General features: G+C 47.5%; 15 protein-coding genes and 1 pseudogene. 15 read left to right on the top strand and 1 reads right to left on the bottom strand.

The annotated features are described in order from the left end of the window. Positions 1 to 159: 159 nt before the first annotated feature. Positions 160 to 1,152 (bottom strand): LacI family DNA-binding transcriptional regulator, encoded by a 993-nt coding sequence (locus CR205_RS10440; RefSeq protein ID WP_110519289.1) that lies wholly within the window; start codon positions 1,150 to 1,152, stop codon positions 160 to 162. A gap of 300 nt (positions 1,153 to 1,452) precedes the next feature. Between CR205_RS10440 and CR205_RS10435 the strand changes: the two genes are divergently transcribed. The 15 genes and pseudogenes from CR205_RS10435 (at position 1,453) to CR205_RS10370 (ending at position 16,782) form a co-directional block, all read left to right on the top strand. Further along, positions 1,453 to 2,811: an ABC transporter substrate-binding protein gene (locus CR205_RS10435; RefSeq protein WP_236634738.1), complete on the top strand. Its 1,359-nt coding sequence runs from the start codon at positions 1,453 to 1,455 to the stop codon at positions 2,809 to 2,811. Between the two features lie 104 nt (positions 2,812 to 2,915). After that, positions 2,916 to 3,815, top strand: coding sequence for a carbohydrate ABC transporter permease (locus tag CR205_RS10430; protein WP_110519287.1), 900 nt, complete (start codon positions 2,916 to 2,918; stop codon positions 3,813 to 3,815). 6 nt (positions 3,816 to 3,821) lie between these two features. After that, positions 3,822 to 4,676, top strand: a complete 855-nt coding sequence (locus tag CR205_RS10425; protein ID WP_110519285.1) for a carbohydrate ABC transporter permease — start codon at positions 3,822 to 3,824, stop codon at positions 4,674 to 4,676. A gap of 73 nt (positions 4,677 to 4,749) precedes the next feature. Continuing rightward, positions 4,750 to 5,700: pseudogene (locus CR205_RS20865) on the top strand (glycoside hydrolase family 32 protein); the annotation flags it as partial. Then, positions 5,692 to 6,207 (top strand): GH32 C-terminal domain-containing protein, encoded by a 516-nt coding sequence (locus CR205_RS20860; protein ID WP_407923566.1) that lies wholly within the window; start codon positions 5,692 to 5,694, stop codon positions 6,205 to 6,207. The pseudogene CR205_RS20865 and the gene CR205_RS20860, both read left to right, overlap by 9 nt. Positions 6,208 to 6,304: 97 nt before the next feature. After that, positions 6,305 to 6,904 carry a YesL family protein gene (locus CR205_RS10415; protein WP_110519281.1) on the top strand — a complete coding sequence of 200 codons (600 nt, stop codon included), beginning with the start codon at positions 6,305 to 6,307 and terminating at the stop codon, positions 6,902 to 6,904. A gap of 183 nt (positions 6,905 to 7,087) precedes the next feature. Continuing rightward, positions 7,088 to 7,474 (top strand): GntR family transcriptional regulator, encoded by a 387-nt coding sequence (locus tag CR205_RS10410; protein ID WP_110519279.1) that lies wholly within the window; start codon positions 7,088 to 7,090, stop codon positions 7,472 to 7,474. Next, the gene (locus tag CR205_RS10405; RefSeq protein ID WP_110519277.1) at positions 7,471 to 8,376 is read left to right on the top strand and encodes an ATP-binding cassette domain-containing protein; all 906 of its coding nucleotides are present in this window, start codon (positions 7,471 to 7,473) and stop codon (positions 8,374 to 8,376) included. Before CR205_RS10410 ends, CR205_RS10405 begins: the two co-directional genes overlap by 4 nt. Further along, the gene (locus CR205_RS10400; RefSeq protein ID WP_110519275.1) at positions 8,357 to 9,088 is read left to right on the top strand and encodes a hypothetical protein; all 732 of its coding nucleotides are present in this window, start codon (positions 8,357 to 8,359) and stop codon (positions 9,086 to 9,088) included. The genes CR205_RS10405 and CR205_RS10400 overlap by 20 nt, the downstream gene beginning before the upstream one ends. Further along, complete coding sequence (locus tag CR205_RS10395) at positions 9,088 to 9,786, top strand: hypothetical protein (protein ID WP_110519273.1); 699 nt, start codon at positions 9,088 to 9,090, stop codon at positions 9,784 to 9,786. Before CR205_RS10400 ends, CR205_RS10395 begins: the two co-directional genes overlap by 1 nt. A gap of 329 nt (positions 9,787 to 10,115) precedes the next feature. After that, positions 10,116 to 11,717, top strand: a complete 1,602-nt coding sequence (gene abc-f, locus CR205_RS10390) for a ribosomal protection-like ABC-F family protein (RefSeq protein ID WP_110519271.1) — start codon at positions 10,116 to 10,118, stop codon at positions 11,715 to 11,717. Positions 11,718 to 12,206: 489 nt separating this feature from the next. Next, positions 12,207 to 13,049, top strand: coding sequence for a pyrroline-5-carboxylate reductase (gene proC / locus CR205_RS10385; RefSeq protein ID WP_110519269.1), 843 nt, complete (start codon positions 12,207 to 12,209; stop codon positions 13,047 to 13,049). 327 nt (positions 13,050 to 13,376) lie between these two features. After that, complete coding sequence (gene proB, locus CR205_RS10380) at positions 13,377 to 14,498, top strand: glutamate 5-kinase (RefSeq protein ID WP_110519267.1); 1,122 nt, start codon at positions 13,377 to 13,379, stop codon at positions 14,496 to 14,498. Positions 14,499 to 14,607: 109 nt separating this feature from the next. Further along, entirely contained in the window at positions 14,608 to 15,870 is a 1,263-nt protein-coding gene (locus CR205_RS10375; protein WP_268877409.1) for a glutamate-5-semialdehyde dehydrogenase, read from the top strand. 375 nt (positions 15,871 to 16,245) lie between these two features. Next, on the top strand, positions 16,246 to 16,782 hold the full coding sequence (locus CR205_RS10370) for a GNAT family N-acetyltransferase (protein ID WP_110519265.1): 537 nt from the start codon (positions 16,246 to 16,248) through the stop codon (positions 16,780 to 16,782). Positions 16,783 to 16,821: the final 39 nt, after the last annotated feature.

The following is a 16,821-nucleotide window of genomic DNA, read 5'->3' as shown; positions in this document are numbered from 1 at the left end:
ATGCAATTCCCTCAGAAACCGTCGGCCTTAAGCGCAGAAAATAACAATCTATTCGAAAACAGCCTTATTTAAAGGCTATACCGGAATCAATTAAAGGCTGCTCCGATGTGTGAATGGGAGCAGCCTTTTTATGTGAGATTTCCAAGTAATAACAAGATGTTATGTTGTTTCGCCTTTAATCAGTTCAACATCTATGATCGAGTTTGAGACAGCGTCACTTTCTTTGTCCTCGATCATATTAATCAGAGTCGAGCAAAGCTTCTTTCCGAGCCGGCCCGCGGGCTGATTGATGGTGGTCAGTCTCGGGGTCTGAAGAATTTTTGTAAATGAATTATAATCGTAGCCGATGATTTTTAAATCCTCAGGCACGCGGATTCCCCTTTTTACTGCATACATATAAAGGGCATAAGCGATCAGGTCGTTACTGCAGAAGACGCCGTCGTATTCATGAAGTGATCCGTCTATTTTTCCCCTGATAAATTCTTCCGGATAATAGGAGAATGCTTCTCTGCTGAACTCACCTTCTACAATCCTATATGGAATATCATGTTTCATACAGGTAAGTTTAAATGCATCAGCCCTTCTGTTGGGGAGCACCTCCAGATTGAGAGGTCCCGAAAGATGAAGCAGTTTTCTGCAGCCCTGTTCAATCAGATGTTCGGTTGCGAGGGTTCCTCCGTGAAAATTGTCCGAGCTCACATAAGGAATCTGACTGGAGAGAATCCGGTCAAATGAGACGATGGGCAGAGAAGCTTTTTTATATTCCTCCACATCGAGAGTCTGGCTGCACATAATGATGCCGTCAACCCTGTTTTCTCTGAGCATACTCATGTAATTGGCTTCCTTCTCCGCTTCATCAAGAGAGTTGCACAACATCAGTTTATAGTTTCGCTGGTAAGCATATAATTCCATGTTTTTTATCAACTCGGCAAAGAAAGGGTGCTGGGAGTCTGGAACAATGACCCCGATTATAAAAGACTGGCTCCGTTGCAGGGCGCGGGCAATCTGGTTAGGGGAATAATTAATGTCTTCCATTGCCTGTTCTACTTTTTGGCGTGTTGATTTTCCTATATAGCCTCTGTTGTTTATGACCCGCGAGACTGTTGTAACAGAAACCCCGGCTTTTTTTGCTACATCTTTAATATTTGCCATTGTGATCTCCTTTTTCCAGCATTTTCATGACTCTATCATATCACACCTATTATATCACATTTTATGAAAACGTTTAACATAGGTTATTTGAGAATATTACCCGGTAAAAAAGAGGTTTTTTGGTTGAAAAATGGAACCGGTACATAAAATTTATGAAAACGTTTGACATATAGGAAGACGACTATTATGATTAATGTAAGCACTTACACGAAACAATGTGGTAACGTTTAACATACTCTTTGGTGGTATGAGGAACGGGAGTGAAATTCATAGTTACATATTTTAAAAGGGGGAACGATTGTGAAAAAAGCATTTAAATGGGTTGTGCCGATGTCACTTGCGGGAATTCTTGCGGCCTGCGGAGGGAATGACGCTGATTCGTCTACAGAGGAAGCACAGAACGGTGGAGATGAAGGTGACACACCGTCGGATGTTGTGGAAACAGGTGATGTGGATCAGGGAGTGGAAGCTTCCGGAGATGAGGATGTTGTCCTTGATATGTGGATTCACCAGACTGGTGAGGATGAGACAGACTTTTACATCGAACGAATTGATGCATTTAACGAAGCAAACGATCATATTCACGTGAACGCAGAAATTATTATTGATGACGGAGGATCTTCCTACAGTGATGCAGTTAACGCCTCTCTGGTAGCCGGAAACCTTCCGGATGTGCTGGCTCTTGACGGTCCTTATGTGGCAAGCTTTGCCGAAGCGGACATTCTGATGGCAGTGGATGATTACCTTTCTGACGAAGACCGGAGTGATTTTGTAGACTCCATTCTGGAGCAGGGGAGCTATAATGGTGAACTTTATTCTCTCGGTGCAATGGAAGCCTCTGTACCGCTCTACTATAACAAAGATATTTTTGAAGAAGAAGGAATCGAAGCACCAGAGACACTGGAAGATGCCTGGACTTGGGACGAATTCATGGAAGTAGCCCAGGAACTTACGACAGAAGACCGCTATGGTCTGAATATGTTCATGAACTATGGTGTTGGTGAGTGGCTGACTTTCATGGGAGCACCGTTCGTATGGTCCAATAATGGGGACATTATTTCTGAAGATGGTACCACTTCTGAAGGCTACCTGAACGGACCGGAAACACTCGAAGCTCTTGAATACGTGAAAAGCCTTTTTGAAGAAGGAGTAGTGGATCTCACTCCAGGCGAAATGCAATTTGAAGAAGGAAATGCTGCCATGGCACTCGGTGGTCCGTGGATTGCCGTTTCTGCTGAGGACGCAGACTTGAACTGGGGCATGATGCCTTATCCATACAGTGAACAGATGAAGTCCCCGTCCGGCAGTATGGCTTACGGGGTGACAACGTCCTCTGAGCACCCTGATGAAGCATTTGAACTTATGCACTGGATGACAAACGAAGAATCTGTTGAAGGTCTTTCCGAAGTAACAGGAATGCCTCCGGCGAGAATCTCCGCTTTCGAATCAATGGATAAATATCAGGAGCTTCCTTGGTCAATCATGCGTGAGCAGGTAATTGAGACGGCACACGCCCGACCTCAGACACCGGCCTATCCGGTTCTGACTGATGCGTTTGCACAGGCTTTTCATGCAGCAGCACTTGGTGAAGACATTCAGCCGGTTCTTGACCAGCAGGTTCAGCGTGTTGAACGTGAACTGCAGCGGTTTAACGATTAATACCGGTCATTTCTGAAAAGAGGCTGTGATAATAGGCAGCCTCTTTTTTCTTTAAAATAACCGAAGGGTCTGACTCTTCGTTCAGAAAACTGGAGTGATCCCGAATGGCAAGAAAAAAATTCCGCTTAAAAACGAGAGAAGGCAGAGAGGCCGTAACGGGGTACTTGTTTCTGCTTCCTGCACTCATACTGCTGACAATCTTTCTGCTATATCCGATGGCGACAGCTTTTTATTACAGTCTGACGGACTTCTATATTCTAAGGCCCAATGATATTAATCTTGTTGGTCTGGCTAATTTTCAGATGATCTTCAGTGATCTGGAATTTCGTAATGCACTGACAAACACGCTTTACTTTACCATTCTGGTTGTACCGATTCAGATTTCAATAGCCCTAGGACTCGCTCTACTAGTGAATAAAAACCTGAAATTTAAAATCTTCTTCAGAACGGCCTATTTTTCACCTGTGGTTATGAGTCTAGTGGTTGTTTCGATTCTGTGGACGTTTATGTACAACCCGAATGAAGGGCTGATCAATGAATTGCTCGGCGTTTTCGGAATCCCGCCTCAGTCGTTTCTCACCAGCCCGGATCAGGCAATGAACTCGATCATTGCCATGTCAGTCTGGCAGGGCGCCGGATTTCAGATGATGATTTTCCTTGCAGGTCTGCAGAATATTCCAAAACATCTTTACGAAGCAGCGGATATCGATGGAGCCAGCACGTTTCAGAAGTTCCTCCATGTCACACTTCCCGGACTGAGAAACGTATCCATGTTTATCTTTATTACGATCACCATTGCGGCGTTCAAGCTTCTTGTGCAGCCGATGATTATGACACAGGGCGGACCTCTCGGATCGACGAAGTCCCTCGTGTATCACATATACGAGGTCGGTTTTAACTACCGTGACGTGGGCTATGCTTCTGCCATGGCTGTCGTCTTCACCCTGATGGTATTTATCATAACAATCATTCAGCGACTGGTTGTTAAAGAGGAACGGGGGTAACAGAGGATGAAAAAAAAGAATCTACTGAACCGGATTTTCCTTTATACGATTATGCTGTTTCTTGCTGTTCTTTTCCTGTTCCCGATGCTGTGGATGCTTGTTTCGTCATTTAAAAATGATGTTCAGATTTTCAGGGATATGACATCCATCCAGGCGTTTCTGCCGCCGATGCCGGGAACGGTTGAAGGCGGGTTCTTCCAGAACTACCTTATGGCTTTTGAGCGGGTCAACCTGTTCCGCTACATACTGAACAGTCTGATTTACACCAGCGGGATCATCTTTTTCGGCCTGATCGTGAACTCGATGGCCGGGTATGCGCTCGCACGATTTGAATTTCCGCTGCGTAGCTTCTGGCTGTCGGTGATCATTGCAACCTTAATTATTCCGCCGGAAAGTATTTTTCTTCCGCTTTACGTTTTGGTTTATGATCTCGGGTGGGTGAATACGTATACCGGTCTGATTGTGCCCTTTATTGCGAACGCTTTTGCGATTTTCCTGTTCCGCCAGTTTTTCCTCGATTTTCCACGTGAAATCGAGGAAGCCGCAAAAATTGACGGATGCTCACAGCTGGGGATTTTCTTCAGAATCATCGTCCCTCTGTCCAAGCCGGTATTTGCCACTGTGGCCATTGTGCTCTTTATCAATCACTGGAACGACTTTCTCTGGCCGCTTGTGGTGGCGAACGATGACAGCATGAGAACCATTCAGATTGGTCTGCAGTTCTTTATGAACCAGCCTCCGGTCCAATGGGGTCAGGTGATGGCAGCACTGACGGTTGCAACGGTTCCGATGCTTGTGATCTTTATTTTCCTGCAGCGTTACTTCGTTCAGGGCCTTACACATACAGGATCGAAAAACTGATGAATGAATGAGAAATGGATAGGAGGAACGCGCTGTGGAAAATAAGACAGAAACAGCAGTTTATGAGGGAACATACAGTGAGAATTACCGGCCGCAGGTACACTTCACGCCGGAACAGAACTGGATGAACGATCCTAACGGGATGGTTTATTACGAAGGGGAATATCACCTTTTTTATCAATATTATCCTGGTGGGCTTCAGTGGGGCCCGATGCACTGGGGGCATGCGGTAAGCACAGATCTTCTTCATTGGAAGCATCTCCCGGTTGCTCTTGAGCCGGATGAATTGGGCATGATTTTTTCAGGGAGTGCAGTTGTGGACTGGAACGACTCGACCGGCTTTTTTAACGGGCGACACGGCCTGGTGGCGATCTACACAAGTGCGGGAGACACGCACCAGCAGCAAAGTATCGCATACAGCCTCGACAAAGGCCGAACGTGGATAAAATATCAGGGCAACCCCGTTGTTCCCAATGACGAGATAAAGGACTTCCGTGATCCCAAAGTTTTCTGGCATGAGGATACGAAGCAATGGCTTATGGTGCTGGCTGCCGGTCAGGAAATTCTGTTTTACACCTCGCCTGATCTGAAGGAGTGGGTGTTTGCCAGCCGTTTTGGTGAAGGCCATGGCGCTCATGGCGGTGTCTGGGAATGCCCAGACCTGTTTGAACTGCCGGTCGAAAACGGAGCAGAGGGGGACACGCGATGGGTGCTTCAGGTGGATATTGGTGATGGGGCGGCTTCCGGCGGTTCCGGCGGCCAGTATTTTATCGGCAGCTTCGATGGGCAGACGTTTGTGAACGAAGGTGCCCCTGAAGAAATCCGCTGGGTCGACTATGGAAAAGATTTCTATGCGACGCAGTCGTTTTCCGATATTCCCGAATCAGACGGGCGACGAATCTGGATGGCCTGGATGAGTAACTGGCAGTACGCAAATGAGGTCCCGACTTCACCATGGCGCAGTGCCATGACTCTGCCGAGGGAAGTTGCCATCAGGAAAGAATCAGACGGTCAGATGAAGCTGGTCCAGTACCCTGTCCGGGAACTGAAGCAGCTTGCAGGGGAGAGCTTTGCAGCAGGATCCTATGTTCTTTCATCGGAATCAGCCACTGAGCTGTGTGAGGTTCCGGAAGGACCGGCTGTTTATGATGTTTTACTCGACTTAAGCAGCTGTGCTGCTGCCGGATTCTGCCTTTACGGAACCGGGGCTGACAAAGGGTTTGTTCTAAAGGCGGACCGGGAAAGCGGTACACTCACAGCAGACCGGTCAGATATGCAGGGAAGTGACTTTCATGAGAAATTTCCAGCTGTAACTTCTGCACCGCTTCCGATTAGCGATGGCGTTGTTGAGCTGTCTGTAGTATTGGACACAGGAAGCGTGGAAATATTCAGCACGGATGGTACAGTGACGATGACCAACCTTGTTCTGCCGGAAAAAAATAATCGCTACTCGATTTCCGGGTTTGCAGAAGCAGGTAAAGCCGGTGCGACACTGACTGGAAGACGACTGCGTTCAGTTTGGGACCGTTAACACAGGGAGGGAACCATCTCGCTTTCACAGCGATATGGTTTTCTTTTTTCCGGCTCATGTATAATGAACGGAGTGCAGCAGAAAAGGGGAGAGAACGATGCAGCTTGGTGGAACATCAGGAACAATCTATCGGGTCTCGGAATGGCTGATGCGGCTCGCTTTCTTAAATGTGCTTTGGTTTGTGTTTACGCTCATCGGCCTGGGCCTTTTCGGATTTTACCCGGCATTGATCGCCGCCTGCCGGATGCTCGGGGAATGGAAGTGCGGGCGTAATCCCCGCTATCTGAAAACCTTCGTGTCCGTGTATAAACAGGTATTTTTGAGAGCAAACAGCGTAGCTCTTCCTGCACTTTTCGTAACGGGAGTGATCCTGTTCAACCTTCTGATCATCCAGAACTTTGACGGGTTTATTTATTACTTTTTTGCGATCAGCACCTTTCTCATGCTTCTGTTTTTATGGTGCTGGCTTGCCGTTCTTGCCGTAGTGATTGGCAGCAGTGAAGCACGACTGACGTTCGGACGTAAGGAGCTGAAAGAAGCCATGGTGCAGATGTTACATGCACCATTGAAGCTCGCAGCCCTTGCTTTCACTTTAATCGTCGTTTACTTGACGATCCTGTATATTCCGGGTATTGTGCCGTTTTACAGTGTCAGCATCCTTGCATGGGCAGCAGTCTCGCTGTTTAGTAAAGCATAATCAGAACCGTCTCCTGTTGGAGATGGTTTTTTTGGTGTACAGCGACAACGGGATTTTGGGCAGTTATCATGACCATAATAAAAATTTCAGTAATCTTCCAAATATTAGTTGCATAAAATGGAAAACCGGAGTATACTACATTACATCACTAATGCACTATGCCAGAAAAGGAGGTGCTCGTTTTTGAATGTGAACACGGACGGGGCAAAGCCCATTTACATCCAGATTTCAGAGTGGATCGAGACCGAGATTTTAAATGGAAACTTCAGCCGCGATGAAAAGGTTTTTTCCCAGTACCAGCTCGCAGAAATGTTCAATATTAATCCTGCAACGGCGGCGAAAGGACTGACGAAGCTAGTGGATGAGGAAATACTTTATAAAAAACGGGGACTCGGTATGTTCGTAGCTGACGGCGCCAGAGAGTCAATCCTCGAGAAAAGGAAGGATCAGACATTGAGACGGCTCGTAGAGGAAATTGTGGAAGAGGCGAGGCACCTGAATGTAAGTGAAGAGGAAATTATCAAAATGTTGAAAGAGGTAAACGGTAATCGGAAGGGAGACAGAAAATGAGCAGCGCAGTGGAATGCCGGAAGCTCTTTAAACGGTATCAATGCAAAACGGCTCTTGACGGGCTGACGTGTACGATTGAAGCGAACAGAATTACTGGAGTGATTGGAAGAAACGGTGCAGGAAAAACGACGCTGCTGAACCTGATTGTCGGACATAAGCGAGCCAGTGAAGGCGAGCTTCGTGTTTTCGGAGAAGCCCCTTTCAACTCCTTGCGTGTTTCAGCGAACACGATTTTTATTACGGACACTATGAACCTGCCAAACGGAATGACCTGTTACGAGATTCTTGAGACTGGCCGGCAATTTTACCCGAATTGGGATCATGAACTGGGAGTCAGGCTGTTTGATTACTTTGGCTTCACGAAACGTGACATTCATGATCGGCTGTCAAAAGGGAAGCGAAGCACATTTAATGCGATCTTCGGTCTTGCATCACGCTGTCCGCTTACGATATTCGATGAGCCGACAACGGGCATGGATGAAGCGGTACGCAAGGATTTTTACCGTGCGCTTTTAAAAGATTACCTGGCCTATCCGAGAACAGTTCTGTTATCGAGCCATCACCTGAATGAAATTGAAGACCTACTGGAGGACGTGCTGCTGATCAAAAGCGGGCGTGAGCACATGCATATACCGATATCAGATATGAAGGAGTATGCCTTGGCTGTAAGAGGCAAGGAGAGAGCGGTCACAAACTGGCTGGGAAGAAAGGATATTATAGCCAGACGGAGTGGGCCTCCTGGAGAGGTGACAGTAATCGTCAGGAATGACCTGGATCATGATCAGTTCAACGAAGCAAAAGAAAACAAGCTTGAACTTTCCCAGGTTTCAGCAAGTGATCTTTGTGTCTATCTGACAGAAGAAAGAAAAGGGGGAATCGATGATGTCTTTAACAGAGATTAGTACCGGAAACGTGATAAAAAAGCAGGTGCGCTATAAGCTGCGGGCCTACAGTGGAGCGTTTACAACTCTTATGTTTATCCAGTTTCTTGGTATTCTCTTTTCCCTTGGCGGCACAGGGTCCTACTATATTGGAGGCATTTATAATGTGGAAGGAACCCATTATTCCTCGATCAGTACCATCGTTTTAGTCGGAATCTGGGCTTTTATTACAGCGATTCTTCTTACAACGAAAGCCGACCGCGGCAACGACTTTGCCTTCGTGACGAACCGGTTTACAAGCAGCATGTCGAATGGGTGCTTTCTTGGAATCATGAGTATTGTCGGCGGTGTAACTTCCATTCTTTCCGGCTTTCTGCTTGCTTTAATTATCTACTTTACAAACGATATGCTTATTATCAATCTCACCGGTGGATTGTACGGAGTCTCCCAAATGGCAGCAGGTGTATTGTCAACGATCCTTTATATACTCCTTGCATCCGCTCTCGGTTATCTTGCAGGAAGCCTTGTTCAGCTGCATCCGGTGATGAAAATTACACTCCCTGTGATTTTCTTCGGACTATTGTTCAGTGGAGCGTTTATCGATCTTGGATGGGTCGGGGAAATGTACTTTCTTGAAAACTCCATCACTCTGTTTACCGTTAAAGCATTGCTTACTGCAGGTATATTTTTGGGGGCTTCTGCATGGATGACGAACCGCCAGGAGGTGATGTAATGAATATAGCGATTTTTTCGCTGTTATTAATTGCTCTGGTCATTGGTGGGGTATTTATTGGTAAAAGCCGGCAGTTTGGTTTGCGTCCCGGAATGAGGCGTGTTCGCTCTGTTGCTTTCTTGGCATACCTTGTGCTTCTGGTCATCAGTGGCGCCGTGGGATTTATCCTTTACGAGGCAAATGCATTCCACCAGTCCGAATACTATGAAACAGAAAATGAAAGATTAATAGAGGCACTAAGATCGGGCGATCTCGAACAGGTCAATGAAAAACATCTTCTAGGGCAGTATTCGTTTCGTTTTGAGGGAGAAGAGCTTGATCTGCAGGCTCTGGTAAATACCTACGAACTCATGATCATAAAAGAGATTGTGGACAGCGCTGATCTTGAAGTGTTTCACTATTCCGGTCTCTCGCATGTAGACGGGTACGACATTACGAATAAGTTTGCACCACTCCGGGCAGGTCTTGATGAACCTGAGGACCGTTTGTGGCTTGCCACTCCAATGGAGGACACAATTAAAGTCAATGTATACGAATCCGTTTTTCCTGCCAGACAGTTTTCGTATGGAGGAGGAAACGCTTCGTTTCATACAGAAAATCTCCTTGGACCGCAGGTGATTTATCTGAAGGTGCCTGAAGTAATCAATCTGAATATCAGCAATGCTGAGTTTCAGGAGGTTTATGAAGTTAAGCGCTGATTTAATGGGAAAGGGCGTCCAGTTTGTAAGCCCTTTCCTTATTTTTGTTGACGATTGTAGAAAAGCAAAGGTATGATAAATGTAATCTATGAAAGGAAGGTACCTGAGGCGATGGATAACTAATTCTGTATTTTTTGGACTTAAATGGATAAACACTATCATTTAGTCTGGAGACAGGATTCGTCTGCGCTTTTTCAGGTATTCTTCAATTCGGTGAACGTACGGCTGCGCCAAAGGTGCTGCCGATTTAACAGGACCATTGTGTCTTTTTTGCCGTACCTGAAAGTTGTCTTTCGATTCCTCTCCGGATCAGACGGGGAGGCTTTTTTATGCTTTTATTAAGAGTAAATGAACTTGAGAAATATTACGGAAATCGGACAGTTGTCAAAACCGGAGACCTGGCAGTATACGATAATGACCGGATCGGGATTGTTGGCAGGAATGGGGAAGGAAAATCAACCCTTATGAAAATGCTGGCTGGTGAGCTTGAGCCGGACAGCGGTTCCGTTGAGCTGCTGGGGGATCTTGCCTATATCCCTCAGCTGGAGGATGCTTCAGATACTCCTGATCCTGAATGGGGCAGTAAATGGCATGTACCCGATCAGCAAATGATGAGCGGGGGAGAAGAAACGAGGAAGAAAATTGCCGACGCACTGTCCTCTCATGCATGCATCGTTGCAGCGGATGAGCCTGCCAGTCACCTCGATCTGGAGGGAATCGAGAAGCTGGAGAACGAACTTCTTTCATATAAAGGTGCTGTTCTTCTCATTGCCCACGATCGTGAGCTCCTGGACCGTGTCTGCACGAGAATCTGGGAAGTAGAAGCTGGAAGAGTCACGGATTTTGAAGGGAATTACAGTGAGTATGTAAAACAGAGAGAACACCGCACCGAGCGGGAATGGTTTGAATATGAACAGTATGAAAAAGAAAAGCGGCGTCTTGAAAAGGCTAAGGTGGAGAGATCACAGCAGTCTGCCTCCATCAGAAAAGCGCCCAGACGGATGGGGAATTCCGAGGCACGACTTCATAAGCGCAGCAGCGGCACACAGAAAGCGAAGTTGGATAAAGGGGCAAAAGCAATCCAGAGCCGGATCGAGCAGCTGGAAAAGAAAGAGAAGCCGCGGACAGTCTCTAAGATTGTTTTTGACGTCCAGAAGTTTGCCCCGATCTACAGCCGAACCGCTGTGTCCTTTGAAGGAACCAGAGTCTCTGCAGGAGGGCGTGAACTTTTCTGCGGTCTGAGGGGTGAGGTAAAGACCGGTGCACGTTTGGCCATCACCGGCGCGAACGGTGCCGGGAAAACGACGCTGCTTCATATGGTTGCAGACAGAGCTGACGGAATCTGTGTGGCAGCCCCCGCCCGGCTCGGTCTATTTTATCAGCAGCTGGAGGATCTGGATGAAAAACGAAGCATTTTTGAGAATGTTAGTGAAGAAAGCAGATTTGACGAGACATTTATAAGAACAGTTCTTGCAAGGCTGGGCTTTGATAGAGATGCGATTGAGCGTCCGGTGACCGTTCTGAGCGGCGGGGAACGTGTGAAAACAGCGCTGGCACGAGTCTTTCTCGGTAATTTTAACGTTCTTCTCCTTGATGAGCCGACCAACTTTCTCGACCTTATGTCCAAGGAGGCTCTCGGGGAAGTGCTTGATGCCTACCCTGGAACCATCCTCTTTGTATCTCATGATCGCTACCTGATCCGCCAGCTTGCGACGGATCGCCTTGAAATTAAAGGTGGGAGTGCTGTTTTGCGTAGTGTGGATGCAGGAACCCGCACGTGGAAGGAAGAAACGGAACAGATGGATGCACTCACGCTTGATCTTAAGCTGTCCGAGATTACCGGGAGGCTGGCAGTGGTGGAGGATGAAGGGGAAAAAGATAAGCTCGAGGCTGAATACAGAAGGCTGATTGAAAAAAAGAGACAGAAGTAATTAGAAGAGACGTTCCATTTGGAGCGTCTCTTTTTCAGGCAGGCACACGGTCTGCTTACGGGGAGAATGGTTATGAAAAGGCTGGGATCGTATTAACACGAAATCTTGGAGAGGAAAATGAATATGAAAAGGGCTGGATCTGCTATGTTCAATTTCTAACGGAAAGAACGTTAACACGGCATAGACCTGACTGGAAAATTCAGCGACCCGACATAGCGTAAAGTCCTATTAATTCGACAAAAGCCGTCATTCCGGGAGCCCTCTGAGAAAAAGCCAATCAGCGTATCACGCTCTCTCGTGCTCTCAGACGGCAAATATCATGATTAGGCGAGGCTGCCGAAGTAATGTTTGCGCTTTCATGGACTATATCCCCTTTATCCTCACTACCTTCACCAGACCCCTTGAATCGATATCTCAGAGTGTTACGATTAATAGCGTTGTGAAAATGAACGTGAAAATAACTACAAAACAGAGGAGTGCGATATAGATATGAATAAACAAATGCGTGTTGCATTTATCGGAGCAGGAAACATGGCGGAAGCAATGATTTCAGGAATCGTAAAAACGAAAACACTCGAACCGCAGCAGGTACTGGTGACAAATCACAGTAACGAGGACCGTCTCCTTGAACTGCATAACCGTTACGGCGTACAGGGGATCGTCCGCGACCGTTTTCCGCTCGCAACAGCAGATGTTATCATTCTGGCGATGAAGCCAAAAGACGCTGAGCAATCGCTTCTTTCTATTAAAAACCATATTAAACCGAACCAGGTTGTTATGAGCGTGCTGGCCGGGATCAGCACATCCTTTATGGAAGAACACTTAAATGAAGGTCAGCAGGTGATTCGTGTAATGCCGAATACGTCAAGCATGCTTCAGGAGTCGGCCACAGCTGTTTCACCAGGCGGACACTGCACAATGAATAACGTAGTGATGGCAAAAAATCTGCTTAAAGCGATCGGTGAAGTTTACGTGATTGAAGAAGATCAGATGGATCTTTTCACCGGGATCGCAGGAAGCGGACCGGCTTACTACTACTATCTGATGGAACACATTGAAAAAACGGCTCGTGAAAACGGAATGGATCCAGCACAGGCAAGAGAAATCGGAGCACAGACGATTCTCGGCGCTGCAAAAATGATGCTTGAGCGGGAAGAATCTCCGGCACAGCTTCGTAGAAACATTACTTCCAAAAATGGCACCACCGCATCCGGCCTTGACGCACTTGCGGAAAATGGCGGCGGTAAAGCCATAAAAGCAGCCGTTGAAGGTGCAATGAACCGTTCGAAGGAAATAAGTGAACAGCTCGAAAAAACACCTGTAAATCAGTAATGATAGTGAAAGGCGGCAATTTCAGCGGGAAGAGCAGGAGCAGAAGACCCCGCAGGGCGGTTTTCCTGAATGGGCTGTGGCCAAGACCTGCGTAAAGCGTCCGCCTGAAACGATTGATGTTGATTTTTTGAGAAAGTTGATTGGAGCGAACGCCCGACACTCCTGCGGGAAAGCACCGACGGAAGACCCCGCAGGGGCGGGTTTCCCGAGGAGGCTGCAGTGGTGCCCGCGGAAAGGGAGGGCAGTGAGCGGAAATCAACAGTAGACTTTAACAGAGCCGAAAAATACATGTGATACCAACACACACGATAAAGGAGTTTTCACAGAATGTCGTCTACTAAAAGAGTTGTAATTAAGATCGGAAGCAGCTCCCTGACAAGTCAGTCAGGAGATATAAGCAGAAGAAAACTGGAAAAACTGACAGACCAGGTTGCTGAACTGAAGGACCAGGGCCATGAAGTCCTGCTCGTATCCTCCGGTGCCGTTGCTGCGGGCTACCGCACACTCGGGTTTGTTAACCGTCCGGACACCCTGCCTGAAAAACAGGCAGCTGCCTCCGTCGGCCAGGGACGTCTGATTGAAACGTACTCTGAATTGTTCTCTTCTCACGGTTACGCCGCTTCCCAGATTCTGATTACACGCGGCGACTTTTCTGATGAGAAGCGCTACAACAATGTACGAAACACAATCAACGTTGTCCTTGAGCGGGGCATTGTCCCGATCGTAAACGAAAATGATACGATCACAACGGACCGTCTCCGCTTTGGCGATAACGACACCCTTTCTGCCAAAGTGGCCGGACTTGTGGATGCGGATCAGCTCATCATTCTCTCTGATATCGATGGTCTATATGATGCGGATCCTCGCAAGGATGAGAATGCTGAGCTGCTTCCGAAAGTAACCGAGATTACAGATGAAATTGAAGATATGGCCGGAGAACCGGGCTCGAGCGTCGGGACCGGCGGCATGCGTTCCAAGATCGACGCGTTCAAAATTGCGATGGCTTCAGGTATTCCATCATTCCTCGGCCGCTCCAATATGAAGTGGATCATCGTTGATGCGGTAGCTGAAACCGCCCGCGGTACCTACTTTACCTGTGAGGGAACGGAATGCAACCTGGACCATAAGCGACAGTGGATTGCGTTTAACTCCGGACCGGAAGCAGAAATCACGATTGTGGATGAAGCACGAAGCGCAATCGTGGAAGAAAAAAACCACTTGCTTCCAAGCCAGGTCTATCAGATCAACGGTCATTTTAAAAAAGGGTCCGTTGTCCGCATCCGCGACGTGAAAGGCATGCCGCTCGGTCTCGGAATGATGAACTACTCTTCCGAAGATCTGACCCGTTTTCAGCTTGAAAAGAGCCAGGACCCTATGATGGATGCAGCGGTAATGAATAACGAAGCATTCGTCTGCGAGCTTGAAGTAGCCATACCGGTCGGTGTGTAAGCTGCGGAGAGCGCAGGACCTGGACGAAATGGATATGACCATACTGATTTTTACAAAGTCACATGACCAACAGCCCGGACAGGGCTGAAATTATACAAGGAGTGATTGGGTGACGACTACAGTCGGACCAGTAAACGTAAAAGAACAGGCACAAATGGCACAGAAAGCTTCTAAATTTCTCGGTATGCTTTCAACGGAGAAGAAAAACGAAGCGCTTCATACAATTGCTGATTACCTTGACCAGCACACAGCAGCGATTCTCACTGCAAACGAACAGGACCTTCAAAACGGACGCCAGGCAGGTTATGACGATGCTTACATGGATCGTCTTTCCCTCAGCGAATCCCGTGTAAAGGAATTCGCACAGGGACTTCGCGACGTGGCGAAGCTTGAAGATCCGGCAGGGGAAATCGTTTCGGACTGGACGCTTGACAACGGTCTTCAAGTGGAAACGGTACGTGTACCCCTCGGTGTGATTGGCATGATTTATGAGGCACGACCAAACGTTACCGTTGATGCGACCGGTCTTGCACTTAAATCTGGCAATGCCATTGTTCTTAAAGGCGGTTCTTCTGCCATTCATTCCAACCGTACGATTGTGCGTCTCATGAAAGAAGCACTGGAAAACACAGAAGTATCATCAGACGCCGTTCAGTTTATCGACAGCACGGATCGTGAAGCTACAGAGCAGCTCTTTACAATGAAAGAGCATATTGATGTTCTCATACCGCGAGGCGGCGGCAAGCTGATCTCCGCTGTTGTAAACAACGCGACAGTACCTGTTCTTGAAACAGGGGTCGGTAACTGCCACATCTATATTGATAAAGAAGCAGATGTGGAAAAAGCAATCAGTATTTTTATCAATGCCAAAACGGATCGTCCAGCTGTATGTAATGCGGCGGAAACACTGATTATTCACAGTGAATGGCTCGCTGAAAACAAAGAAGCGCTTGTGAGCGCCTTGAACGAGCACAGTATTACCGTCTACGGCTGCGACCGGGCCGTTAACGAATTCCCCGGAGCGGAAAAAGCAACAGAAGACCACTGGGCAAACGAATTCCTCAGCCTTGATGTAGCTGTAAAAATTGTGGATGAGGCTGCTGAAGCCGTGGAGCATATTGACACTTACGGCACAAAGCATTCTGAAGCGATTGTCACTGAAAACGCTCAGACAGCGGCTCAGTTTACAGGTTTAGTGGACGCTGCGGCGATCTACCACAACGCGTCAACGCGATTTACTGACGGGAGCGCTCTCGGCTTCGGTGCGGAAATCGGAATTTCCACCCAGAAGCTTCACGCCCGGGGCCCAATGGGACTGCCTGCACTTACAACAGTTAAATATGTAATGAAAGGTAATGGCCAAGTACGGTAAGACACTGCCCTGAATTAAAACCCGGAGAGGAATGAACCTCTCCGGGTTGTTTAGTATGTCCACACCTGCTTAAATCAGGGCCGGACCAGGCAGATAGAGCCATAGCGTTCCGGCTTGGTTAAGCTCTAAAAACTATTTAATGGTCTCTTCATGAAATTTTTTGTTACAGCTGTAACAACTGTGTAAATTTACCGCAATATAAAGGGTTTCGCCTCCCTGTCCAGAAAGGAATGAGTAGAGGAGATGCTGCTATCATCCAAATGACCGTGGCTGAATGTATGATGATACAAAACCGGCGGCTTTTAAAACCTGCCGTTTTTAAAACGCATGCTCAGCTGACGGAGCCTTAATTTACTAAAGAGAGAGGTTCTTCGATTGGCATTTCCAGAACTCACTACAAAACGGCTGAAGCTGACGGAACTGAATTACGGGTATACCAGACAGCTTTACGATATTCTATCGCGAAGAAACGTGATGATTTACTACGGTTTCGACCCGGTTGACAGCTATGAGGAAACCGCACGCGTCATCGAAAGCTACAGGACAGACTTTTTGACCTGGAGCGGCATTCGCTGGGCAGTCATTTACAGGGAAACCGGTGATTGTATCGGTACCATCGGACTCAGTGATATCCGTTTCAGCTGCAAGCGAGCGGAAGTCGGCTTCGAGCTTCATCCCGATTACTGGCGCCGCGGGATCATATCCGAAGCTTTATTACAAGTCCTCCGCTATGGATTCATGGAGCTCGGCCTGTTCCGGATCGGAGCAGTCACATACCCTGACAACACCGCTTCAAACAGCCTGCTGAAAAAGATCGGGTTTCAGTATGAAGGCATTCTCAGAGGCTACCTCTATCAGAGAGGTGAATCCCACGATGCCTACAGCTATTCGATTTTGCGGACCGACAAGTAAAAAGAGCCGCGGGGGAAATTGCGCTCCGCGGCTCTCTGT

The sequence above is a fragment of the Alteribacter lacisalsi genome (assembly GCF_003226345.1).
Taxonomy (GTDB): domain Bacteria; phylum Bacillota; class Bacilli; order Bacillales; family Salisediminibacteriaceae; genus Alteribacter; species Alteribacter lacisalsi.
The sequence above is the reverse complement of the archived record's forward strand: the minus strand, read 5'-3'. Positions and strand labels throughout refer to the sequence as shown.